A 22,307-nucleotide genomic window follows, 5' to 3' on the forward strand; every position below is an offset into this window, starting at 1 on the left:
TTTTCGCTGAAATCCTGATGGTGGCTAATCCTGGTTGGCGCGATTCAACACCTGCAACAATCGCAGCCCCAACTCCAGATCCGAGAGGCCCGTGGAGTCGTATTGAATCGCCAAGGAGGCCGCCGCCTGATTAATTCGCGTGCCCAACACGATCGGTTCATCCTTCAGCAAGGTTTCCAGCCGCTTGCCATAGGCGCGATCGGTGCGGAGGCGATCGATCCGCAACCGGATCCGCCCTGGCACGGAATGGACGATCGTGCAATCTTCGCAACCCAAACCAATGCCCAAATTACTGCCCAGTTCAGTGAGGGAAATGGGACTTGTTTGGGCAGAAGCTGCGGATTGGTTGTTGGGGGCCGACGTTGTGGCCACCGTAGCCAAAGCCGCCCCCGCAGTCACCATCGCCAACGTTCCCGCCGAGCTATTGGCCTGCTGTTTGAAGTACAGAATGACTTGGCGCACCACCGCCGCGATCGCCAGGTTGGTCAACAGGGCCCGCGAACCGCGCAGTTGAAACCGGGTTGTGACAAACAGGCCCGCCAACACCGGCAGAATCGTCGTAATTTCCCCGTATTCCTGCAACCATTGCCCCAGTTGGGCGGACAGGGTGAGGTTGCTTAACGCAGAGTCAGGGCCCGGCTCGATCGCGCCGGATGGGGTGGATTGCGCTAAAGCACCCGTTGCCGTTTCGGCCAGATCAGAATCAGAGTTCACAGGTTGGGATTGAGGAGGGGCAGAGGAAGTATTGATCGCCAGTCGATCGGACTCGGGGGGCTGCTCCTGGAAGGCTGGGGCGATTGGAGAGACCTCAGCGGCCGAGTCCAACCCTGAATTAGCCAATGGTTGTGGCTCAGGGGTTGCGGATGGCTCGCGATTGGGGTTTGAGGAATGACTCATGGCTTTAGTTCCCCATAACAAGGATGGGGGGCACAAACAATCCCAGCCAGTGGCCCACGACCCAGCGGGACAAGCCCCCAGGGGCGCAGCGGCTTCAAGGATCTTAGGGGAAAAGCTTTTGGAGGGACAGAATTGTCCAAACTCATTAGCAGTGTAAGTGCAATAGACGGATATTTTCAATAAAATTGCTGATTTTTCTTAATAGAGTGGCATTGCTCCCCAGAGGCTAATTGCCAAAATCACAGAATTTACCCCCCCATGGTTTGTTTGCAACGGGTGAAATTTCCACTATTTCCAATACCCACCCAATCGCTGCAATTATTGAAAATTCTGAATTTCTTGAGCTTGTCGATTCCGGCTTGCACTTTCCAGATTGGCCCGGCCGCTCCCCAAATTTCAGCACAGATCAGGGCAGATCGGCCCACCCCAGCACCAGTTCTCTAGACTCTAAATCGCTCAAGAACTACAATCAGGATTATTGAGAAAGTCTTGCAGATTTCCAGTAAGCTATCCTGCCACTCCTAAAATGAGAGCGACCGTCTCAGAATGCTCTCAGGCCGGGGCTGGCGTTGGCATTGGCTGCTTGCAGGTGTTTGAGCACTTGGGTTTGAGCACTTTGGGATAGCGTCTTGAAAGAGCGTCTTGAAATTACGTTGCCCGGCAAGATTGCCAGGGAGAGTTGGGTCATGGATTGTCATCAGTGCCATCAAAACAACGGAAGTTGTGGATCTCAGCGATCGCTACGGTGGTTGCCTTTTGGTGAAAACTTCAACCGGCCCCCGATCGAACCAAGCGGGCCACAAATTGCCCTGGTGGGAATGCCGAATGTGGGCAAATCCGTCCTGTTCCACGCCCTGACTGGCACTTACGTCACGGTGTCTAACTATCCCGGCACAACGGTGGAAGTGACTCGCGGGGCCATGACCCTGGACGATCGCGCCGTCAGCGTGATTGATACGCCGGGGATGTATTCCCTGCTGCCGATCAGTGAAGAGGAACGGGTAGCGCGGGACTTACTGATGTCGGAACCCTTTGGGGCGATCGTCCATGTGCTGGATGCCAAGAATTTAGGGCGGATGTTGGCGCTAACGGTGCAGTTGCTAGAAGCAGAGCTGCCCGTGATTGTGGCGGTGAACATGATGGACGAGGCCCAGCGTTGGGGCCTGACCATCGATCGGGAAGCCCTAATCGAAAAGTTGGGCGTGCCGGTGGTGCTAATGGCGGCGGCCCGCAATTGGGGCGTGGATCAATTGCGAGAAGCCCTGGCCGATCGCCTAGCCAGCGCCCCAGCTCCAGTTTTGGCCGCGGTGGGCTAGGACATGCCATCGCTGAACGATTGCTGAACTATCAAGGCCGCCCAGGAGCAGGCCAATAGAAAACAGAAATGAGTCTAACAATCCAATATTTAGAGCCGATCGAAGCGGCGATCGCCCAAATTGAAACTTGGTGGCGATCGGGCTGGGGCCAAGACTTTGCCGATCGCCATTTGTCATCCCGCAGCTTTGCCCTGTTGTTGCTGCAAAAAGACCCCAATTTGTGGGAGCAATTACCGGGCGATCGACAACAGGATCTAGAGCAATTAATCGCCACAACCCAAGCCCAACTCAACCGACCGCTTTCGCTGGAAATTGCCCAGACCCGCCAAGGATTTGCCCAGGTAATCGAACAAAACACCTTAGCAGAACCGAACCCCAGCCAGCGCCGTTGGGGCGAATGGATTCACAAGCTAACGGTGAACCCCATTTCGGGCTTCCCCATTTTGGTGTTGGTGCTCTATTGGGGGGTTTATAAATTCGTTGGGGAATTCGGAGCCGGGGAACTGGTCGATCGGATCGAAACCTTCTTTGAGGAACAAATCAACCCCGTTGTGAACCATGTCACGGAGCAAGTGATTCCCTGGACTGCGTTGCAGGATCTCTTTGCCCATGAGTACGGGATTATTACCCTCGGGATTCGCTATGCCACGGCGATCGTGTTGCCGGTGGTGGCGACCTATTTCCTAATGTTTTCCTTGCTGGAAGATAGCGGCTATTTGCCTCGTTTATCCCTGATGCTCGATCGACTATTTAAGGCGATCGGTCTCTCGGGCCGAGCCGTGATCCCGATCGTGCTGGGGCTGGGGTGCGACACCATGGCCACGATCGTCACCCGCACCCTGGAAACCAAGCGGGAACGACTGATCGCCACCTTCTTGCTGTCCTTGGCTATTCCCTGCGCAGCCCAATGGGGCGTGATTTTGGGACTATTGGCCCAGCGCCCGGCGGCCTTGGTCGCCTGGGCTGGGTTGATTGTGGGTATTTTCCTGCTGGCCGGCTTTTTAATTGATAAATTCCTGCCCGGTTCTGCCGCTCAGTTTTATATTGAACTGCCCCCTTTGCGCTTGCCCAAAATCCGCAACGTGATCACCAAAACCTGGGTGCGGATGAAGTGGTATTTCTGGGAAGTTCTGCCGCTGTTTATTTGGGCTTCGGCCATTATTTGGGTGGGTCGCTTAACGGGGATTTTTGATTGGCTGATTAGCGGCATTGAACCGATCGCCCTAGGCTTGGGTTTGCCTAAAGAAACCGCACCCATTTTGCTCTATGGATTCTTCCGGCGGGATTATGGTGCTGCGGGTTTGTTTGATTTGCAGCAAGGCGGCCAGCTCACGGGCGATCAACTGCTGATTTCGGCGGTGGTGCTGACGCTGTTTTTGCCCTGCATTGCCCAATTGCAGATGATCATCAAGGAGCGAGGAGTCAAAACTGCAACGCTCATGGTGTTGTTTATTTTCCCCTTCGCTTTGGCGGTTGGCTATGTTTTGAATTGGGGTTTAAACCTATTTCATATTGCGCTCTAGGGCAGTGATGTTTGAACGCTGGGTGTAGGGGTTATGATCCAATCCCCGAGGCTTGCATCTTGCCATTGCAAGATCTCGGGGGGCAAGGGGCTTAGGGCCTGTCGTCGTTATAGACCGAAGCCCTGGATCTGCCGTTAGCGGCTCGTGGGAAGCAAGGGGCTTAAGCCCCTTGTCTGGGACGATTAGTCTAGGGAAAATCAACCTTTTCAACCCTGAGCAATCCTATTCGTCCTAACCTGTTTTTCACCTCTGGAGACTGATTGCCATGAATGCTTTGTCCACGATTCGATCGAGCGATCCCCATTGGATTGCCCATTTGGAAACCCAGGATGATGCCATGCTCCGCAAACTCACAGCGCTGGGCATTTTGCCGGGAAATCAAATTGCGATCGAGCAGCGGTTTCCGTCCTATATCGTCAGCATTGGTCGCACCCGGGCCGCCCTCGATCGGGAAACGGTGCAATGCATTTTTGTCACGCCAGAACAAACTGCTTAACTCCCATCGCTAATTTTTAGCACCCACTCCTATTCGCCTTCCTCTGAACCTGCCCAGTTTCTGGGTAGGTTTGTTTCTACAAAATGTCGGTGATTCATTTAACAATTTTTATCAATGGAGATTGCAATGCAAGCGGTATTGGCTGCGGCATTAATTGAAGCTTTGAATGATGAATTTAAGGCCCGAGCCACCTATCGACTGGTCATTCAGAAATTTGGCCCGATCCGTCCTTTTGTTAACATTTTGGCTTCCGAAGAACGACATATTCGGGCCCTACTGCCGTTGTTCTGGAAATACAACATTCCTGTTCCTGTGGATGAATGGCCCCAACGGGTCACTTCCCCAGAATCGATCGCGGCGGCCTGCCAAGCGGGGGTTGCGGGCGAAATTGAAAATGCTGAAATGTATCGGCGGTTGCTGGCGGCCACGTGCAACTATCCCGACGTGCAGCGGGTGTTTTTGAATTTGCAGCGGGCTTCCCAACAAAATCACCTGCGAGCTTTCCAGCGTTGTGCCGATCGCTCGGCTTCGGGTGGGCCGGTTCAATCATCCCCATCGATCGCCGTTACCCCAGAAACCGCCTGGATCACGATCGACCTAGCCCCTTCCAGCCCTGCCGAACATTGGCCAGAATCGGCGGAAATGGTGGCCGTTGCGGGTGGCGGCTGTGGCCAAGGTCGCTATCGCCGGGGTCACGGTTCCGGGCGGGGGCAACGGTGGGGCCAGCGGGGCGATCGCTGCGGCTGCTGAAGCCCTTGTGTCGTCGCGATTGTGAGGGATTTACAGCGGTCTGTTAAGATTGCTTGATCTGATTCAGCACAAGCCGATCGGGGCGGGGAGCAACCAAGCCATATGGGGCCGATTTTGATCACGGGGGCGAGCGGCTGTGTGGGCCATTACTTGGTTGATCGCCTGTTGCAATTGACCGATCGCCCCCTGTGGTTGTTGGTGCGCAGTCCCGAAAAGTTGCAATTTGATTGGCAAAATCACCCACAAATTGAGGTGCTGGCAGGGGATTTGCGGGAGCTTGATCGCTTTGCCGATCGCCTGAAACAGGTGCAAACGGCAATCCTGGCGGCCACCTGCTGGGGCGGGCCCGAAACCTTTGCGGTGAACGTGGGTCAAAACCAAGCGCTGATGGATGGGCTGGATCCCGATCGCTGCGATCAGGTTTTGTATTTCTCCACGGCTAGCGTGCTTGGGCGCGACGGGCATTTGCTCTCGGAAGCCCTGCAACTCGGCACGGACTACATTCGCAGCAAGGCGGAATGCACCCAGCAATTGACCGATCGCGCGCTGGCCGATCGAATCACCGCCGTTTATCCGACGATCGTGCTCGGGGGCGATCGCGATAAACCCTACTCGGAACCCACCAAAGGCCTGCCGGAAGCCCTGCGCTACATCAGCTTAATCCGGCGGCTACAGGTGGACGGTAGTTTTCACTTTGTCCATGCGGCGGATATTGCCCGGGTGGTGGCCCATTTGGCCCTCAATCCACCGACGGAACCGGGGCCGCGCCATTTTGTTTTGGGTCAGCCGGCCCTGACCGCCAATGAACTGGTGGACATTGCCTCCACGGTGCTGAAGGGGCGACCGGCAAGGCTAAAAATTCCCCTGTCGGTGGGCTTGGCCGATCGGCTAATTGACTGGTTCAACATTCAGATGGGCCCTTGGGATCGGTTCTGCATGGCCTACCGGCACTTTACCTATGACCAAGTTTGGTCGCCGGCCAGCTTTGGCCTGGAAACGGCCTATCCCACCCTGGCGGATATTTTGCGCCAGTACGGCCGGCCAGGAATCAGCGGAGCCAATCGGTAATTGGCATCCCGTTTCGCCATCGGATTAAATCAAGGCATGGAGTTGAAATATCGCGGTCTGGCCTATCAACGCCCGGCCCCCAGCATTGCCCCGGACAAACCCGATCGCCCCTCGATACTGCCATCTAGGGTCAGTGATTCCGCGACGATCGGCCAATATTTCGGCAAATACCGAGGCTGTGAGTTTGTGCTGCAAGCGGGGCGCTCAATGCTGGCGGCAGGGTTGGCGGCTTGGCCCTGGCCCCGATCGGTGGTGCTGAAATATCGCGGCTTGGCCTACGGGCCCGGCTACGATCGCCCCTTGCCACCGGACACAACACCCACCAGCGCCAATCACGCCGTCGATCGCCTGGCCAAAACTATTAGCCGCGATCGGCAAGCAACTCCCGCGCGTCCTTTGCCGGCCGACCCTTGGCCCCAAGGACAAGCGCCCCCCAGCCGATCGACCCTCTATCCCGGTCAGCGGGGCGATCGCGTGGCCATTCTGCAAGCCGCCCTCCAGCGCCAGGGCCTGTTGCGCGCGCCCTATCAACCGGGTTATTACGGCCCCTTGACCGATCGAGCCGTTCGCAAGTTACAGCGGGCCTGGGGTGTGTCGATCACCGGCATTGCCGATGCCAGGGTTTGGCGTTGGGTGGAAGGCAACCCCCAACGGCCCAGCCCACCCCCCAGACCAACTGTTGCGCCGATCCGGCCCGATCGGCCCCTGCAAACGGGCGATCGGGGGCCTTGGGTGGCCGAACTGCAAGCCCGCCTCCGCTGCCGAGGCTACTTTGACCACCGCATCACAGGCCACTTTGACGCAACCACCGCCACCGCCCTGCATCAGTTCCAGGGCGATCGGGGTTTGGCCCCCACCGGACTGGCAGATGCGCCCACCTGGGCCGCCCTGGCCCAGCGCAACCCAGCCACGAACGCCACCACGCGATCGATAGCCCTGCACCCACAACCGCTAGGCTAGGATTCAGGATTCCCAACCGACTCGATCGGCCCCTGGGCTAGTGGTTGTCCCCGTTGTCCCGCTTTTTCCGTTCCTCCTTCCTTTTTTCTCAGTCCCATGTCTGCTCAATTGCTGTTAGTTGATGATGAACCCAGCCTCCGGGAAGCGGTGCAAGCCTACCTAGAGGACAGTGGTTTCACGGTGCGCGTTGCCCGCGATGCCACCGAAGGATGGGAAATGGTGCAGCAATTTGCCCCGGATCTCGTCATTTCCGATGTGATGATGCCCAAGGTGGATGGCTACCAGTTTTTGCAGCAGTTGCGGGATGATGCCCGGTTTCGATCGATTCCCGTGGTTTTCTTGACCGCCAAGGGGATGACGGGCGATCGCATCCAAGGCTATAGCGCCGGTTGCGATGCCTATTTATCCAAACCCTTTGACCCCGATGAACTGGTGGCGATCGTCGAAAACCTGCTGCGCCGACGGGACGAAGTGACCGCCCCAACCGGCGATGGTGAGCATGACATTGCTGATTTGGCTCGGCAAATTGCGGAAATCAAAGCCATCTTGACCCAACGCGGCGGCATCACCCCCACCCCGCCCCCGATCGCCGTGGACTTGACCCCTCGGGAACAAAGCGTTTTGAATTTGGTAGCCGAGGGGCTAATGAACAAGGAAATTGCCCGCCGGTTAGATACCAGCGTGCGCAATGTGGAAAAGTACGTCAGCCGCCTATTCAGCAAAACCGGCACTAACAGCCGCACCGAATTAGTTCGCTTTGCCCTGGAGCATGGTCTCACCAAAAGCTAAATCTGAGCACCGGCTGCCTATGCATGAGGGAACCACCCAAGCCACGCATCTGGTGCTCAACAATTCCTAAAATTCCCAGCAGCCCAGCCATTAAGCAGGCTCAGGTTCAACGTCTAGCTGAGTGGGCAAGCGAATTTCAAACTCAGTACCTTGCCCCACTTGAGACTCCACCGTCAAAGTGCCCAGGTGCTTTTCGGTCACAATTTGATGGGCGATCGCCAGTCCCAAACCCGTTCCTTTGCCAATTTGCTTCGTCGTAAACAAATGCTCAAAGATTCGGGGCTTAATTTTCTCCGGAATTCCCTTGCCGTTATCACTAATCTTAATAGACAAAAACTCGCCATCAACCCGAGTCCTAATTGTAATTTTCAGTACATCTGGTAGCGAATTAGCCTCTTGCCAATCACTGACCATTTCATCCAGCGCGTCAATGGCATTCGCTAAAATATTCATAAAAACTTGATTTAACTGATCTGGAAAACACAAAATATCTGGGATTTCGCCATAATCTGTCACCACTTCGATGACCGGACGGCCTTTCTTATAAATTAGTCGATGGCGCAAAATCATCAATGTACTGTCAATACCATCATGCACATTGAAAAGCTGCGGGCGATCGCTTCCCATTCTAGAAAAAGTTCGCAGACTACGACTAATTGTCGTAATTCTTTCACCACTGCCTTTAATCGAATTCAGCAACTTTGGCAAATCTTCCTGTAAATAATCCAAATCGATCTGAGCCAGCAATTTCGATAGCTCAAGACTCGGTTCCTTCAGCTCCTGTTGATAGCCTCTAATCACTTTGAATAAATCATTTAGCGCATCTTCTGCCAACTGAATATTTCCGAGAATGCAGCCCACAGGATTATTGATTTCATGGGCCACACCAGCAATGAGGCTTCCCAGTGCAGACATTTTCTCACTCTGCACAAGCTGCATCTGCGAGGCTCGTAGCTCAGCGGTCGCGTTTTCAACTTCTTGGGCTAACTTTTCTGTTAAATGATAAAGCCTTAAATGGGTTCTAATTCGAGCCAGTACTTCTTTGGTGTGAAACGGTTTTGTAATATAGTCAACGGCTCCAACTTCCAGCCCACGCATCTTGCTTTTAATATCCGTGAGCGCGGTCATAAAAATAACCGGCACTTGAGCAGTTTCAGGATTTTCTTTTAACCGCAGACAGGTTTCAAATCCATCCAGTCCCGGCATCATGACATCTAACAGAATCAGGCTGGGCAAACACCTGGCAACTTGCTGCAAAGCACGTTCACCACTCGTTGCGATCGCCACCTCAAATCCTGAATTACTCAAGGTCAAAGACAACACATCTAAATTAGTAGGGGTGTCATCAACAATCAACACAAGATCCGTCATAGTTAGCATCAGGCAACCCAGCCAGTCAACAGTGATCTTTCAATCAAAAATAATTAATCAAAGCGTCAATTTGCGCCTAATTTACAATTTATATTTCTTTAATTAAGTTTTAATTTGATCAAACTCACATTTAGCCAGGTATAATTTTTGACATTGAACGTTATCTTTGATACATCAAATGTCAATGCATGGATTTTTGGCTCATTGATCATAGCTTCAATTCCTCGAAGCTTTTGATCAATTAACGGATTGTTACTCATCAATGATATTTTGAGGCTTTCAAAGCCTTGGTTCAAAATTCCCATTAGTCCCTATGAATAGTAGCGATCGGGGGATCAATCCTGGGCATTAACAATCGCATTCTGAATCATTTCCTCAAGCTCTTCTAATTTAAACCGCTCAGCTAAATGCAGCACATCTCGCGCAAAAGGCTCATAGGAACCGGAATTCAGGTGCTCATCTTGGGTTGTGGTAGATTTTTGCAGCAGTGATTCCACCGCCGTGACCAACTTTTGAAGACGACCGACCTGCACCAAATACAACCAGGATTGTAATTCCGTGAGAGGGGGCGCGATTCGGTCTTGTGAGCTATCGAGTGGCACAGGCTGCGCTGAATCCTGCTTTTTCAGTTGCCAAATCACATCCAAATGTTGAGCCAGAAGACTAAAGAGGCGATCGGCCTTGACGGGCTTTTCCAGAAAATCATCACCACCAACATCTAAACTCATTTGTCGATCGAGCTGGGACACGGAGGCCGACGAAACAATGACCTTTAAGCTAGCCCATTGTTGATGACGACGGATCTGTCGAATCAGTTCAAACCCATCCATTACAGGCATTGACAAATCCGTAATGATCAAATCGGGTGGTTGACGTTCCAATTCCTGTAAAGCCTGTTGTCCTTGATCCGCTTCTATGATTACAAAGCCAACTGGCTCCAACAAATTCCGCAAAACAGCTCGATTGTCTGGAATGTCATCAACAATCAAAATGGAGCGTTGCAGACCTTGATAACCCACCACTTCACCCATGGATTGCACCGACTCCTGCAACCAATCTGTCGCCAGGGGAACATTCAGTTGAAAGAAAAACTGACTTCCTGCGCCCAGTTGGCTCTTAATTTGAATCATTCCACCCATCAGGGAGACGATTTTTTGGCTAATCGCCAGGCCCAAACCGGTGCCTGCTGTTTTTCGCCCTGATTCACCCACTTGCTCAAAGGATCGGAATAATTTCTGGATATCTTTTGGTGCAATACCAATTCCTGTATCAATAATCTTAAATTCCAAACAGCAGTGATCTTGAGTGATTAAATCAAGCTGAGACTGATGGGATGAGTCAGAAACCACTCGATTAATCATTAAGGTAACGGAACCATGATCAGTAAATTTAATAGCATTACCAATTAGATTAATGAGTACCTGTCTTAAGCGTTTTTCATCTACTAAAATTCCTATTGGTAGATTAGGGTCTGGTTGATAGTAAAATTCGATATTTTTTTGATCTGCACGAACGCGACAAATTTCAATCACCCCCTGGAGGAAAGTTTCCAGGTGAACTGGTTTTGGGTCAAGTTCTAGCTTTCGAGCTTCAATTTTAGCCAGATCCAGAATGTCCTCAATGAGAGTCAGCAAATGAGAACCACATTGATAAATAACATCAATGCCATGTAGATCTTTATCAGTGAGCACTTTTGATCGCGCCAAAATTTGGGCATAGCCTAAGATGCCATTCAGTGGCGTTCGCAGTTCATGGCTCATATTTGCCAGAAATTCACTCTTGGCATGATTGGCTGCATCGGCCGCAATTTTTGCAGCTTCTAATTCCGCAGTTCTTTCCGCCACGCGATCCTCTAAAACTTCAAAGGAATGCTTTAGCTGAGTTGCCATTTGATTAAAAGATTTCGCCAAGCCTTGAAGCTCAACAATATTACTCTCCTTAATCAGTAAATTAAGATTGCCACTAGCGATCGCGTTACTTGCCCTCTGCAAGCTAAAAACAGGATTGGTGATCCAATTTGCCGTGCAGATGCTCAAGACCGTGACGATTACAGCCGTCCCAAAACAGAGCCATAGGCTCATGCGTGTGTTGGCATCAATGGCCTCCATAAAATCTGACTCTGGCACTGTGATAATGATGAGCCAATCGATGCCATCCGGATCCTGCCAGGGGGTTACTTGCACAAATTGCTGGCGCTGATTAATTGAGGTCATGAATGTATGACCCTGATGAATTTCTTGGAAGTTGCCGAGTTGTTGTTGAACTTTTCGAGCCGTGTTCTGAATTGTTGCGTCAGGGATATTGTTAACGCTATAGCGAAGTGTTTTTTGATCGCCTAATTTTGCAAAGACCAGTTGCCGACCAGAGCTAGCAATTAATTGGCCATTGCGTTCAACAATGAAAATATAACCAGATGGACTGATTTTTAGATTCTGCAAAAATTTACTGATATGATCTAATTGCAGGTCAACTGACAACATTCCTGAGATTTTATTGTTTTTATCAAATAGTGGATAAATTGCACCAAGAGCAACGTAATAATTAGAATCAGTGATCGCCTGAGCAGCCTCAGAAGATAAATTCGGATTAATAGTCAAGTTTTTTCCTGCATATTCATAAACTGTTCCCCAAGAGAATCCCCGTCTATATTTAACTTCTGCATAAGATTGATTAATATCAAGAGGGTCGGCAAAATAACGCTGCAATTCTTGAGAACGGCGACCATACTGATCGCTACTATATTCTTGAGATAGATTGTTTTTGGCATGATACTCATACAGAGTAACCTCCTTGGGATTAATCCATCTTCCAGCCCCAGCCGCTGAACCGTCTGGCAACAAGTAGCCAATATAGCTAATAGATTCAAATGCGGAGGACTGCCGCCAAAAATAGAGTTCCCTTGCTCGTGGATTAGACAGATCTAATTGATTGGTCAGGACGGCTTTGGCAGTGGCATCCAACAATTGCTTAGGCAGTTTCAGATAAGACTTGAGTTCTGAGTCAACTCGCTGGGTGGTGCTATCCATGAGCTGACTGGCTAAGTTTCGTACTGCTTGCTGACCATTTTTAAAGGAAAAGAAAGCAACGAGTCCCACGGCCGTCAGAATTTGCAGCACAAATGGCACAACTAAAATGACTCGCAGTGGCAATCGCAAGCTCAAGTTTTTGATCCTTCAGTCCTAGTCATGTAGGAAGATATAATGCAGAAAAATGAGTAAAAACTCGTAATAACAATTTGGAAGTTTAGATCAGTCAGAAATTGTAGGATTTTTTGTAGGACTGTTTTTACATTCGATGAGTGTCACTTGGTTTGTTTTCCATGCACCATCGATCTGCATCACAGGTAATTGGGTAGGAGCGCACCGCTACTATTGGCTTCAACTTAAGACCGAGAAGATCCGGGTAGGGGCGTACGGCCGTACGCCCCTACAAGAGTTGATGGGTTTCGATCAATGTTGACTGGGATGATTTTGAACACGTTAACCGTTAAGTTGAAGCACATGACCGCTGGACACCCTCTGCCAGGGTCGATCGCTGGGCATGAATTAATTGGTTTGCGGAGGTCTCGCTTGCCGGAGGGCGCATGGCGATGCGCCCTGATGGGATTTGGGGGCTAATTAGTCGATCGGGCGGGCAACGAGGCGATCGGGACTATTCCACGGTGACGGATTTGGCCAAATTGCGCGGTTGATCCACATCCAACCCCCGACGGGCGGCGATGTAGTAGGACAACAGTTGCAGGGGCACAACGTTTAAGACCGGGAACAGCCACTCATCGGTGACGGGAACTGAGATGGCTGGGTTGAACAGATCGGCCCCGAGGGCATCCCCCTCCGCCACTACGCCAATGAGCCGAGCATCGCGGGCCCGGGCCTCTTGGGCGTTGGATATCACTTTGTCGTAAACCTTGCCAGGGGTGGCGATCGCCACGACGGGCACTTTGTCATCCAACAGGGCGATCGGGCCGTGTTTCAGCTCGCCGGCCGGGTAGCCTTCCGCGTGGATATAGCTGATTTCCTTGAGCTTGAGGGCCCCTTCCAGGGCGATCGGGAAGTTGAGACCGCGCCCAATGAAGATAAAGTCGCGGGTTTCGCTGAATTCGTGGGCCAGGGCTTCAATTTTGGCGTTTTGTTTGTCCAGGATATGCTCAATATGGCGGGGCAGTTGGTGCAGTCCTTCGATGAGGGTATTGGCGCGATCGAGGGTCAGGGTTCCTCGCCGAACGCCTAAATCAATGGCCAGGGCATAGAAGGCGAGCAACTGCGTAACAAAGGTTTTGGTGGCGGCCACACCGATTTCAATGCCCGCGTGGGTTGGGATTACGTAATCGGCAATCCGCCCGATCGTGTTTTCCGGTCGGTTGCTGATCCCAATCAATCGCGCCTGGAATTCTGGGGCCAACGGGGCCCGACGCTCGCGATCGACCTCCAGGGCTGCCAAGGTGTCGGCCGTTTCGCCCGATTGGGTCACCCCGATCGTCAGGGTGCAAGGGCCCGCTGGGGATGGGGCCGATCGAAACTCCGAGGCATATTGCACCGAGGTGGGCACACCGGCCAACCCTTCCAACAGATACTTACCCACCAAGCTGGCGTGCCAACTGGTGCCACAGGCCAGGATTTGAATTTGCTGCACATCCTGCAGCCATTCTGCGGGCAGCCCCAAGGTGACCGGCGATCCATCGGCGGAACAGTTCGGGGTGGGAGTAATACCGCCAAAATAAGCTGCGAGACAATCGCGGACCACGCCCGGTTGCTCAAAGATTTCCTTGAGCATGTAGTGGCGATAGCCGCCTTTTTCGACTTGGGTGGAACTCCAGTTGAGCAAATGGGGATATTTCACCCGGCGATCGCCCTCAAAGCCGTAAATTTCAACCCCTAGCGGAGTCAAACGGGCAATTTCGCCATTGTCCAAATGCAACACAGCGCGGGTGTAGGGCACGATCGCCGGGGTATCCGATGCACAGAAAAATTCCCCCTGGCCAAACCCGATCGAGATGGGAGCCTGTTGCCGCACCACAATCAACTCATCGGGCGCATCGGCCGCCACAATCGCCAGCGCAAAAGCCCCTTTCAACTGCCCGATCGCCCGGCGCGTGGCCTCCATCAGGCGCGACCCACTCAACCAACCACTGGCCGACTCCTGGGCCAACTCCCGCCAACAACGGGCGATCAGATGGGGAACCACTTCCGTGTCCGTCTCGGAACTGAAGCTGGCCCCTTCAGCAATCAGCAACTCTTGCAGTTCACGGTAGTTTTCAATAATTCCGTTCTGCACCACCGCAATGGTTTGGGTCGGATCCATGTGCGGATGGGCGTTGCGCTCTTCGGGCTTGCCATGGGTGGCCCAGCGCGTGTGCCCAATGCCCAAGCGGGCGGGCATTTCCCAGCCCTCAAGCTTGGCCTGGAGGTTGTAGAGTTTGCCCTGGGCCCGAACGGTGTGTAGTTGCCCTTCCCAAACGGTGGCAATTCCCGCCGAATCGTAGCCGCGATATTCCAGTTTGCGCAGCCCTTCAAGCAGAATGCTGACCGCAGGTTGGGTTCCGATATAGCCGACAATACCGCACACGGTTGCTACTCCTTAAAAGACCAACAGGAAATCTTAGCGGGACAGTTCTAGCTGGATCAGACAGTGGGTTGAGGCGATGTTGGGCATAATAGCGCGACGAGTTGAGCCATAACCGTTCCCCGATCGGCCGCTGGGGTCAGGCCAGGGTTGCGTCGCAAATCATTTTCAATCCCTTTTTGATCGATCCCTTTTTAATGAACTCCTTTTCAAGCATTTTCTGGTAATTCAATCTCTTTTCAATTCCCTGACAACCAAGATCCAACCGACGCACAATCAACGTTCAACCAACACCCAATCAACGCCCAATCAACCCCTTTTCAGCATGAAGGAACTCCAACGCTTGGCGATCAACCCGGCCCAATGGCATGAGGGCGAAATTCAGTTCACCGCCGACCAAGACCGCTATCTGCGGCGGGTGTTGCGGTTGGAACCGGGCGATCGACTGGTGGCCCTGCTGCCGGAGCCGATCGGGGAAAGCCGCTGGTGGTTGGTTGGTCTTGGGCCCACGGGAGCGACGGCCCTGAAACCCTTGCCGGAGCCGATCGAGCCGATCCAAACCCTCACGCTGTTGGCAGCTTTGCCCAAGGGATCGGGGTTTGATGAGGTGGTGCGACAGGCGACGGAGTTGGGCGTAACGGAGATTGTGCCAGTGTTGAGCGATCGTACCCTGATGCAGCCCAATGGCAACCGGCTGGAGCGGTGGCGACGCATTGCCCGGGAAGCCGCCGAGCAATCCGAACGGGCCACCATCCCCACGGTGACCGATCCACTGGCTTGGCCCGCCGCGATCGCCCAGGTGGCCGGCCATGACGGGCGGTTTATTTGTGTGGCCAGGCAATCGGCTCCGCACCTTTGGCAGGCTTTGCAATTGCTGGCTGATTCTGTGCCCAGCCCAACTTCAGCCTCCACTTCAGCTCAATCCCAGTCTCCACGGGCGATCGCCCTGGCGGTGGGGCCAGAAGGGGGCTGGACTCCAGCGGAGGTAGACCAGGCCTTAGCGGCCGGTTGGCAGGTGGTTTCCTTGGGTGGGCGGGTTTTGCGGGCCGTGACGGCTCCGTTGGCGGCCCTGGCGATTGTGAATGCTTGGGGCGAAACGATCGCCCATGAGCTGGCCCCCTCAGCCGTTGATTAACCCCTGATCATTCCCCGCTGGGTCGCTCGCTTCATATCATTGCGGGATATCTAGACTTGGGTGGAAATTTGCCATGTGTGCTGCTGCGATCGACCGAGGCCATTTGCTGACGGAACAGGCCAACCCCAACAGCGAGGCACTGGATCAACTGTCTTCCCTGGAACTGGTGGATTTGTTTAATCAGGAAGATGCCAAAACCCTGGCAGCGATCGCCCAAGCGCGGGAACCCCTGGCCCGGGCGATCGACCTCGCGGCAGCGGCCTTGGCCCAGGGCGGGCGACTGTTTTATATCGGCGCAGGCACCAGCGGCCGTCTGGGAGTGCTGGATGCGTCGGAATGTCCGCCCACCTTTTGCACAGATCCTGAATTGGTGCAGGGCATCATTGCCGGGGGGCCGCCAGCCCTGTTGCGCAGTTCCGAAGCCTTGGAAGATCGGGCAGAAGATGGAGCCGCGGCCATGGCCGAGCGATTGGTGGGCGATCGGGATTTGGTGGTGGGCATCACGGCCGGCGGCACAACCCCCTACGTCCAAGGCGCGTTGATCGAGGCGGCCCGCCGAGGGGCGAAAACAGTCTTTTTAGCCTGCGTCCCGATCGACCAAGTGCCGCCGCCCGGTGGTTCGGTGGATGTGGATTTGCGATTGCTGGTGGGGCCAGAAATCTTGGCCGGCTCCACCCGGCTGAAATCGGGAACCGTAACCAAAATGGCCCTGAATATCCTCTCTACCGGAGTGATGGTCAAGCTGGGCAAGGTCTATGGCAATCGGATGGTGGATGTATCCGTCACCAACAGCAAGCTCCGCGATCGGGCGGTGCGCATGGTGCGCGACTTGGCGAACTTGAGCCGCACCGAAGCAGAAGACCTGCTGGATCGATCGGGCAACCGCGTCAAAACCGCCCTGTTGATGCATTGGGCCGAAGTCGATCGCCCCCAGGCAGAACAGCTCCTAGCCCAAGGGGGCGGCCAACTGCGGCAGGCCTTGACCTTAGCCCAAAGCGCCAGCAGCCCCGCGTAACGGTTCGGCAATCCCGATCGCCCCGGCCAAGCAACTGCGATAGGATGGGGCGTACTGCATTCCTGAACTGAGACCGGAAACCGCCATGCCCCTTGCCTCCGAAAATTTGGCAACCAGCGCGATCGCCCTCGCCGCCCTTGTCATTCTCGGCTGGGGGCTTTACCGGGCCCGCCCCTTCGGCAAACTGGGCATTCTGGCTTGGCTGCAATCGGTGGCGCTGATGTTGCCCTGGTTGGCCTTCTTTGCGTTGTTTGCGGCCGGCGTTTATCTCAACCTGGCGGGCATTTTGCTGGTGTTGGCCCTGTCCACGGGGTTATATATCTTCCTGGGCAACCGACTGCGGGCCGCGGCGAAGGAGTTGCCGCCCCCGAACCGATCGGCCTTGGCCCATCCGGAAACCACCCCCGATGCGGAATCGGCTGCGATCGAAGGGGCCGCCGCCCCCAAACCACCCGCACCACCCCTGCCCGGAATGCCGGAGGTGGTTCCCATTCCCGCCGAAGACCTGAAAACCATTCAAGGCATCTTTGGCATTGACACATTTTTCATCACCGAAACCGTGCCCTACCAGGAAGGCGCAATCCTGAAGGGCAACCTACGCGGGGAACCGGCGAAAGTCCATGCCAACTTGCGCCAAAAACTGGAAGAGCGCCTGGGCGATCGCTACCGGCTGTTTTTAGTGGAAGGGCCCGACGAGCGACCCACCTTCGTTGTGTTGCCCAGCAGCACGGATCCCAAACCCGCTTCCCTGGGGCAAAAGCTGTTTGCGGTGGCCCTGATGATCGCCACGATCGCCACCTGTTTGGAATCGGCCGGGTTGCTGCAAGGATTTGACCTGTTCTCTACGCCCGATCGGGTGATGGATAGCCTCCCGATCGCCCTGGGGCTGCTGTCAATTTTGGGCGTTCATGAACTGGGTCACCAAATCCTGGCCCGCAAACTAAACGTCAAACTCAGCTTGCCCTACTTTCTCCCCGTTTGGCAGATTGGCTCCTTTGGGGCCTTTAACCGGTTTGAATCTTTGCTGCCCAACCGCCAAAGCCTTTGTGATATTGCCTTGGCGGGGCCAGTGGCGGGTGGGGCCCTGTCCCTGTTGCTGTTGTTGGTGGGGTTGGAGCTGTCGGGGCCGGGCAGCCCCTTCCAAATTCCCTCGGAATTTTTCCAAGGCTCCATTTTGGTGGGAACCCTGGCCAAATTGGTGCTGGGCACCAAGCTCCAGGCTTCCTTGGTGGATATTCACCCCCTCGTGGCGATCGGGTGGTTAGGGTTGGTGATTACGGCCATTAACCTGATGCCCGCCGGTCAATTGGACGGGGGCCGCATTGTCCAAGCGATCTACGGCCGCAAAACCGCCCGCCGCACCACGATCGGGACAGTGGTGGTGTTGGCTTTGGCTTCGTTGGCCACACCGTTGGCGCTCTATTGGGCTTTGGTGATTGCCTTTTTGGTGCGCGACTTGGAGCGGCCCGCCTTGGAAGAACTGTCGGAGCCGGACGATGCCCGCGCGGCGTTGGGGCTGTTGATGTTGTTTTTGATGGTGGCGACCCTGTTGCCCCTCACCCCCAGCCTGGCCGGGCGGTTGGGCATTGGCGGCTAGGGCCAGTCTCAAAACTTCCCAATCTCAAGACTTCATGGGTTCGAGCACTTCACAAGCAATTCATTGATTGCTGATTGCTGATACTGGTTGCCGGTCTCGAAATGCTTCTCCAGAAGATCCATCCCCAGGAGACCCCCCTATGACCCTGTTGCAACGACTGGAACGCTACACCCAAGGGCGATCGACCGAAGTTTGGATTGTCCATGCGATCGTGGATGGCGAGCCGGATCAGGTGATGGTGTTTAAGGGCTTTTCCAGCTCGCTGATGCGTCCCACGGCCTTTGATCCGGATGTGCCGGTTTTGCCGCCCGATGCCACGATTACAGCGGTCGATCGGGCCATGGCCCCTTTCAAGCCCACGGAGCCGCGCTATCTTGACCAGGGCCTCTCGATCGACCATGTGGATGCACTGCTGGCGGCGGCCGATTGTTAGTTGTTCGGCCAGCGATTGGTTAGCCGCTGATTGTGGGAATTACTGGTTTTGGAAATTCAGACTATGAAATTCAGACTCTGAATTTCATAGTCTGATCGTGGCGCTTTGAGCGTGAGACTTGTTTTCAGACTCCCCTCAGACTCCCCACCAGCCCAAGGTGACCAGCAGCGGCGGCACCAGCAACACCACTCCCACCAACACCGCCACAATCGCCGCCATCAACACGGCCGCCGCTGCACAGTCCTTGGCGACCTTGGCCAGGTCGTGGTAGTTCTTGCCCACCGTCAGATCCACCACCGACTCGATCGCCGTATTCAACAACTCCAGCGCCAACACCAGCCCGATCGTTAAACCCACCAAGGCCAGCTCAACCGGGGGCCGCTGCAACCCCACTCCCAGCCCGATCACCACCACCGCCACCACCGTATGGAGGCGGAAATTGCGTTGGGTCAAAAACGTATGCACCAACCCCGCACCGGCATAGCGAAAGCTAATCAGCAAATTGGGGGCAATTTTCCAAGCTTGGTCGCGACGGGTGGCGGATGGTGAAGGTTTTTGGGGTTTCTGTGAATCGTTCATCAAGGCTGACGACGGATGACGGGGAAACCGACGGGCACGCGGCGGAACATCCAAGGCGGCGCGGCGGAAGACAGACAACAGGAGTCGGCGGAATCTCAACAACATCAAAAATTAAAAAGCTCAACCGGGCGGTGATCAACCCAGCGGCCAATCCGGCGGCACAATCCGTCCGGGCCTCGACGCATAGGTTTTTATCCGGCCAATAGCTTGGCGCGATCGACCTGTGGGGTCAATCCAACCGCCTGGAGCAGGGCCGTTTGCCGATCGAGCATTTGGTTGAGTTCCGTTTCCGTGGGGTGATCCCAACCCAACAGGTGCAAGAATCCATGGGCCGCCAACCAGGCTAACTCCGTGGTCAGGTCATGGCCCGCTTCGGTGGCTTGGCGTTGGGCCGTTTCCACGGAAATCACCACATCGCCCAGCTCGATCGCCCAGTCTCCCAATTCCGCGTCGTCTACCTCTTCGAGATCGGCGAAATCCACTTCGGGCGCTTCCCACTCCAGGGCCGCAAAGGCCAGCACATCCGTGGGCCGATCGACCTGGCGAAACTCGGAATTCAGTTGATGGATTTCCCGATCTCCCGTTAGCCGCAAGCTCAGTTCCAGCGGCGGCAGTTGGCCTGCCTCATCCGCCTGATCCGCCAGATAGGGCATGTCCTGGGGCGATCGGGCATCCAACTGAGCCAACCAGGTTTCAAACCAACCTTGCCAAGTGCTGTCCGCGATCGCCACGGTTAGGGGACTGTAGCCCGTTGGCTGATCCTGCACACAGACATAAATCGGTGTGTCCTCGTCCACTTCCGCCAGCTCCATTTCAAATTCGCGCATGGTTTTGGGCCTCGGGAGAGCGGATCCTAACGGGTGAGATAAGCCAAGCCCACCAACGCCCCCAGCAGGACGATCGTGGTGAGGGCAAAGTGCTGGAGAGATTTGCTCCCCTTGCGCACCATGTTCCGCATGGCCAACTTCACGTAGCTGGGCGGTGGTTCTGAGGGGGAAAGGTTGGGGGGCGTTTCGGTTTCGGGAGCCATGGAAAAACTCTGGAAAAGCTTGCGGATTGGGAAAATATTGAATCGAGTGGCGTTGCGGGTGGTCTTGGGGTCACCGCCCCGCTCGATCGTCAATGGTACAGGAGCAAGATTGGCCACAACCGATCGACCTCCCCTAAATCCATCCCCGATCGCGCCCAAATTGCATCACCAATTGATCGCCCGCCTTCAGGGACTTCACGAGCCAATCCAGTTGTAATTGGGCCTGGGCTGCCGCATCCAAGGACCAATCAGGGCGATCGGCCCGCAACCGTGTGGTCAGGTCATAGAGGCACAGGGCCACACTCACGGAAATATTGAAACTTTCGCTGAAGCCAAACATCGGAATCACCGCGTAGTGATCCGCCAGTTCCAAGGCTTCCGGCGTGAGGCCCGTTAGCTCTGTGCCAAACAAAATGGCCAGGGGGCGATCGATGGGCACGGCCTGAATGGTGGTGCTGCGTTCGTGGGGTGTGGTGGCCACCAGGGTATAGCCCCTGGCTTTGAGATCCTGTAAACAGCGGGCTGTGTTCGAGGGGCCAGGCGTTGGCGCGGCTTCTCGGTAGTGCCGCAGGGTTAACCAGCGATCGGCCCCAATGCTCACCCCCCGGTTCGGTGCAAACTGATTGCGCGTTTCAATCACATGCACGTCTTGAATGCCAAAGCCATCGCAACTGCGCAGCACGGCGCTGGCGTTGTGAGGTTGATAAAGATCCTCCAGCACCACGGTAATTTGGCGGGTGCGCTGGGCAATGACCGACTGAATTCGCCCCCAGCGATCGGGCGTGACAAAGGTGCAAAGATGATCGACCAAAGCCTGGCGATCGGTCGGGGTCAAACGGTCAAGATCAATGGCAGCAGCGGGCATGGGCAAGCGATCGGCAGAACCTGCCCATCATAAGGCGATCGCCCCTGGCTTCGCCCCTCGCTAAAATGAAGTCAATCTGTGCCTATCTCCCAGAGGTTGCCATCAGCATGGTTATCAGCACTGAGGTTTCCCAGGCTTCTCCCGCTCATCGGCCGGGCGATCGCCCAGATCCACCCTTCAACCCAAGCTCCGCCGAGCACCGAGCGATCGAACAGCAGTACCCTTCCTGCGATGGACAGCCTATGGCCGAAAACACGGAGCATTTTGACTGGATTGCCAAGTTCAAAGCCAACCTAGAACTGCTGTTTGCGCAAGATCCACAGGTGTTTGTGGCCGGCGACTTGCTCTGGTATCCCGTGGAAGGCGACCCCAAACAGCGCCAAGCCCCCGACACCATGGTTGTGTTTGGGCGGCCCAAGGGCCCGCGCGGTTCCTATTTGCAATGGCGAGAAGAGGGAATTGCGCCGCAGGTGGTGGTGGAAATTCTGTCGCCGGGCAATCGGTTTGGCGAAATGCTCAAGAAATTTCAGTTTTACGATCGCTTTGGCGTTGAGGAATATTACCTCTACGACTATGGCCGCAATGAGTTAACCGTTTGGGTGCGATCGCCCGAAACCAGCCAACTGGCGGAAGTGGAGTTTGGGCAAACCTGGACGAGTCCCCGCACTGCGGTGCAATTCCACCTGAGCGCCGATCAATTGGCTTTGATTCGCCCCGATGGCCGACCCTTTTTGAGTTTTGTGGAACTTGACCAGGAGCGACAGGCGGCGGTGGACTTGGCCAGCCAAGAGCGCCAACGGGCAGAACAGGAGCGCCAACGGGCAGAACAGGAACGCCAGCGGGCAGAACAGGAACGCCAGCGGGCCGATCGCCTGGCGGCCCTGCTGAGGGTCCAAGGAATCGACCCCGACCAGCTTTGAC

At 54.9% G+C, this 22,307-nt stretch carries 20 protein-coding genes; 12 read left to right on the forward strand and 8 right to left on the reverse strand.

Annotation, left to right across the window (positions count from 1 at the left end):
- Positions 1–24: 24 nt before the first annotated feature.
- The gene (locus AC2IAX_RS08135) at positions 25–897 is read right to left on the reverse strand and encodes an HMA2 domain-containing protein (RefSeq protein WP_494390103.1); all 873 of its coding nucleotides are present in this window, start codon (positions 895–897) and stop codon (positions 25–27) included.
- 686 nt (positions 898–1,583) lie between these two features.
- On the opposite strand from AC2IAX_RS08135, the gene AC2IAX_RS08140 reads away from it, so the two are divergent.
- The 7 genes from AC2IAX_RS08140 to AC2IAX_RS08170 all read left to right on the forward strand — a co-directional run bounded on the left by AC2IAX_RS08140 (position 1,584) and on the right by AC2IAX_RS08170 (position 7,799).
- Positions 1,584–2,213 (forward strand): FeoB small GTPase domain-containing protein, encoded by a 630-nt coding sequence (locus AC2IAX_RS08140; protein ID WP_494390104.1) that lies wholly within the window; start codon positions 1,584–1,586, stop codon positions 2,211–2,213.
- A 68-nt stretch (positions 2,214–2,281) separates the two neighbouring features.
- Positions 2,282–3,736 (forward strand): nucleoside recognition domain-containing protein, encoded by a 1,455-nt coding sequence (locus AC2IAX_RS08145; protein WP_494390105.1) that lies wholly within the window; start codon positions 2,282–2,284, stop codon positions 3,734–3,736.
- A gap of 265 nt (positions 3,737–4,001) precedes the next feature.
- Entirely contained in the window at positions 4,002–4,232 is a 231-nt protein-coding gene (locus AC2IAX_RS08150; protein WP_494390106.1) for a FeoA family protein, read from the forward strand.
- 126 nt (positions 4,233–4,358) lie between these two features.
- Positions 4,359–4,982, forward strand: a complete 624-nt coding sequence (locus AC2IAX_RS08155; RefSeq protein WP_494390107.1) for a ferritin-like domain-containing protein — start codon at positions 4,359–4,361, stop codon at positions 4,980–4,982.
- 102 nt (positions 4,983–5,084) lie between these two features.
- Positions 5,085–6,050, forward strand: a complete 966-nt coding sequence (locus tag AC2IAX_RS08160) for an NAD-dependent epimerase/dehydratase family protein (RefSeq protein WP_494390108.1) — start codon at positions 5,085–5,087, stop codon at positions 6,048–6,050.
- A gap of 36 nt (positions 6,051–6,086) precedes the next feature.
- Positions 6,087–7,010 (forward strand): peptidoglycan-binding protein, encoded by a 924-nt coding sequence (locus tag AC2IAX_RS08165; protein ID WP_494390109.1) that lies wholly within the window; start codon positions 6,087–6,089, stop codon positions 7,008–7,010.
- 96 nt (positions 7,011–7,106) lie between these two features.
- The gene (locus tag AC2IAX_RS08170) at positions 7,107–7,799 is read left to right on the forward strand and encodes a response regulator transcription factor (RefSeq protein ID WP_494390110.1); all 693 of its coding nucleotides are present in this window, start codon (positions 7,107–7,109) and stop codon (positions 7,797–7,799) included.
- A gap of 90 nt (positions 7,800–7,889) precedes the next feature.
- On the opposite strand, the gene AC2IAX_RS08175 is transcribed toward AC2IAX_RS08170, so the two are convergent.
- The 3 genes from AC2IAX_RS08175 to glmS all read right to left on the reverse strand — a co-directional run bounded on the left by AC2IAX_RS08175 (position 7,890) and on the right by glmS (position 14,735).
- On the reverse strand, positions 7,890–9,170 hold the full coding sequence (locus tag AC2IAX_RS08175) for a sensor histidine kinase (RefSeq protein WP_494390111.1): 1,281 nt from the start codon (positions 9,168–9,170) through the stop codon (positions 7,890–7,892).
- 335 nt (positions 9,171–9,505) lie between these two features.
- Complete coding sequence (locus tag AC2IAX_RS08180; RefSeq protein WP_494390112.1) at positions 9,506–12,286, reverse strand: response regulator; 2,781 nt, start codon at positions 12,284–12,286, stop codon at positions 9,506–9,508.
- A gap of 535 nt (positions 12,287–12,821) precedes the next feature.
- A complete protein-coding gene (gene glmS, locus AC2IAX_RS08185; RefSeq protein ID WP_494390113.1) occupies positions 12,822–14,735 on the reverse strand; it encodes a glutamine--fructose-6-phosphate transaminase (isomerizing) in 1,914 nt (637 codons plus the stop codon).
- A 322-nt stretch (positions 14,736–15,057) separates the two neighbouring features.
- Here glmS and AC2IAX_RS08190 point away from each other — a divergent pair, with 322 nt between their 5' ends.
- The 4 genes from AC2IAX_RS08190 to AC2IAX_RS08205 all read left to right on the forward strand — a co-directional run bounded on the left by AC2IAX_RS08190 (position 15,058) and on the right by AC2IAX_RS08205 (position 18,912).
- A complete protein-coding gene (locus AC2IAX_RS08190; RefSeq protein ID WP_494390114.1) occupies positions 15,058–15,867 on the forward strand; it encodes a 16S rRNA (uracil(1498)-N(3))-methyltransferase in 810 nt (269 codons plus the stop codon).
- 73 nt (positions 15,868–15,940) lie between these two features.
- Positions 15,941–16,882 (forward strand): N-acetylmuramic acid 6-phosphate etherase, encoded by a 942-nt coding sequence (murQ, locus tag AC2IAX_RS08195; protein ID WP_494390115.1) that lies wholly within the window; start codon positions 15,941–15,943, stop codon positions 16,880–16,882.
- An 85-nt stretch (positions 16,883–16,967) separates the two neighbouring features.
- Complete coding sequence (locus AC2IAX_RS08200) at positions 16,968–18,479, forward strand: site-2 protease family protein (protein WP_494390116.1); 1,512 nt, start codon at positions 16,968–16,970, stop codon at positions 18,477–18,479.
- 139 nt (positions 18,480–18,618) lie between these two features.
- The gene (locus AC2IAX_RS08205; protein ID WP_099534049.1) at positions 18,619–18,912 is read left to right on the forward strand and encodes a DUF7734 family protein; all 294 of its coding nucleotides are present in this window, start codon (positions 18,619–18,621) and stop codon (positions 18,910–18,912) included.
- Between the two features lie 135 nt (positions 18,913–19,047).
- Here AC2IAX_RS08205 and AC2IAX_RS08210 read toward each other — a convergent pair whose 3' ends face one another.
- The 4 genes from AC2IAX_RS08210 to AC2IAX_RS08225 form a co-directional block, all read right to left on the reverse strand.
- Positions 19,048–19,491, reverse strand: coding sequence for a diacylglycerol kinase family protein (locus tag AC2IAX_RS08210; RefSeq protein ID WP_494390117.1), 444 nt, complete (start codon positions 19,489–19,491; stop codon positions 19,048–19,050).
- Between the two features lie 191 nt (positions 19,492–19,682).
- Complete coding sequence (gene ybeY, locus AC2IAX_RS08215) at positions 19,683–20,318, reverse strand: rRNA maturation RNase YbeY (RefSeq protein ID WP_494390118.1); 636 nt, start codon at positions 20,316–20,318, stop codon at positions 19,683–19,685.
- A gap of 26 nt (positions 20,319–20,344) precedes the next feature.
- Complete coding sequence (locus AC2IAX_RS08220) at positions 20,345–20,521, reverse strand: DUF3285 domain-containing protein (RefSeq protein WP_494390325.1); 177 nt, start codon at positions 20,519–20,521, stop codon at positions 20,345–20,347.
- Between the two features lie 133 nt (positions 20,522–20,654).
- Positions 20,655–21,386 carry a TrmH family RNA methyltransferase gene (locus AC2IAX_RS08225; protein ID WP_494390119.1) on the reverse strand — a complete coding sequence of 244 codons (732 nt, stop codon included), beginning with the start codon at positions 21,384–21,386 and terminating at the stop codon, positions 20,655–20,657.
- Between the two features lie 107 nt (positions 21,387–21,493).
- Between AC2IAX_RS08225 and AC2IAX_RS08230 the strand changes: the two genes are divergently transcribed.
- Positions 21,494–22,306, forward strand: a complete 813-nt coding sequence (locus AC2IAX_RS08230; RefSeq protein ID WP_494390120.1) for a Uma2 family endonuclease — start codon at positions 21,494–21,496, stop codon at positions 22,304–22,306.
- The last annotated feature ends 1 nt before the right edge of the window (position 22,307 follow it).

Source organism: Limnothrix sp. HT2024 (assembly GCF_059138625.1).

Coding starts and splice junctions, on each gene's coding strand:
- AC2IAX_RS08135 (WP_494390103.1), bottom strand. CDS start 897: ATGAGTCATTCCTCAAACCCCAATCGCGAGCCATCCGCAACCCCTGAG.
- AC2IAX_RS08140 (WP_494390104.1), top strand. CDS start 1,584: ATGGATTGTCATCAGTGCCATCAAAACAACGGAAGTTGTGGATCTCAG.
- AC2IAX_RS08145 (WP_494390105.1), top strand. CDS start 2,282: ATGAGTCTAACAATCCAATATTTAGAGCCGATCGAAGCGGCGATCGCC.
- AC2IAX_RS08150 (WP_494390106.1), top strand. CDS start 4,002: ATGAATGCTTTGTCCACGATTCGATCGAGCGATCCCCATTGGATTGCC.
- AC2IAX_RS08155 (WP_494390107.1), top strand. CDS start 4,359: ATGCAAGCGGTATTGGCTGCGGCATTAATTGAAGCTTTGAATGATGAA.
- AC2IAX_RS08160 (WP_494390108.1), top strand. CDS start 5,085: ATGGGGCCGATTTTGATCACGGGGGCGAGCGGCTGTGTGGGCCATTAC.
- AC2IAX_RS08165 (WP_494390109.1), top strand. CDS start 6,087: ATGGAGTTGAAATATCGCGGTCTGGCCTATCAACGCCCGGCCCCCAGC.
- AC2IAX_RS08170 (WP_494390110.1), top strand. CDS start 7,107: ATGTCTGCTCAATTGCTGTTAGTTGATGATGAACCCAGCCTCCGGGAA.
- AC2IAX_RS08175 (WP_494390111.1), bottom strand. CDS start 9,170: ATGACGGATCTTGTGTTGATTGTTGATGACACCCCTACTAATTTAGAT.
- AC2IAX_RS08190 (WP_494390114.1), top strand. CDS start 15,058: ATGAAGGAACTCCAACGCTTGGCGATCAACCCGGCCCAATGGCATGAG.
- murQ (WP_494390115.1), top strand. CDS start 15,941: ATGTGTGCTGCTGCGATCGACCGAGGCCATTTGCTGACGGAACAGGCC.
- AC2IAX_RS08200 (WP_494390116.1), top strand. CDS start 16,968: ATGCCCCTTGCCTCCGAAAATTTGGCAACCAGCGCGATCGCCCTCGCC.
- AC2IAX_RS08205 (WP_099534049.1), top strand. CDS start 18,619: ATGACCCTGTTGCAACGACTGGAACGCTACACCCAAGGGCGATCGACC.
- AC2IAX_RS08210 (WP_494390117.1), bottom strand. CDS start 19,491: ATGAACGATTCACAGAAACCCCAAAAACCTTCACCATCCGCCACCCGT.
- ybeY (WP_494390118.1), bottom strand. CDS start 20,318: ATGCGCGAATTTGAAATGGAGCTGGCGGAAGTGGACGAGGACACACCG.
- AC2IAX_RS08220 (WP_494390325.1), bottom strand. CDS start 20,521: ATGGCTCCCGAAACCGAAACGCCCCCCAACCTTTCCCCCTCAGAACCA.
- AC2IAX_RS08225 (WP_494390119.1), bottom strand. CDS start 21,386: ATGCCCGCTGCTGCCATTGATCTTGACCGTTTGACCCCGACCGATCGC.
- AC2IAX_RS08230 (WP_494390120.1), top strand. CDS start 21,494: ATGGTTATCAGCACTGAGGTTTCCCAGGCTTCTCCCGCTCATCGGCCG.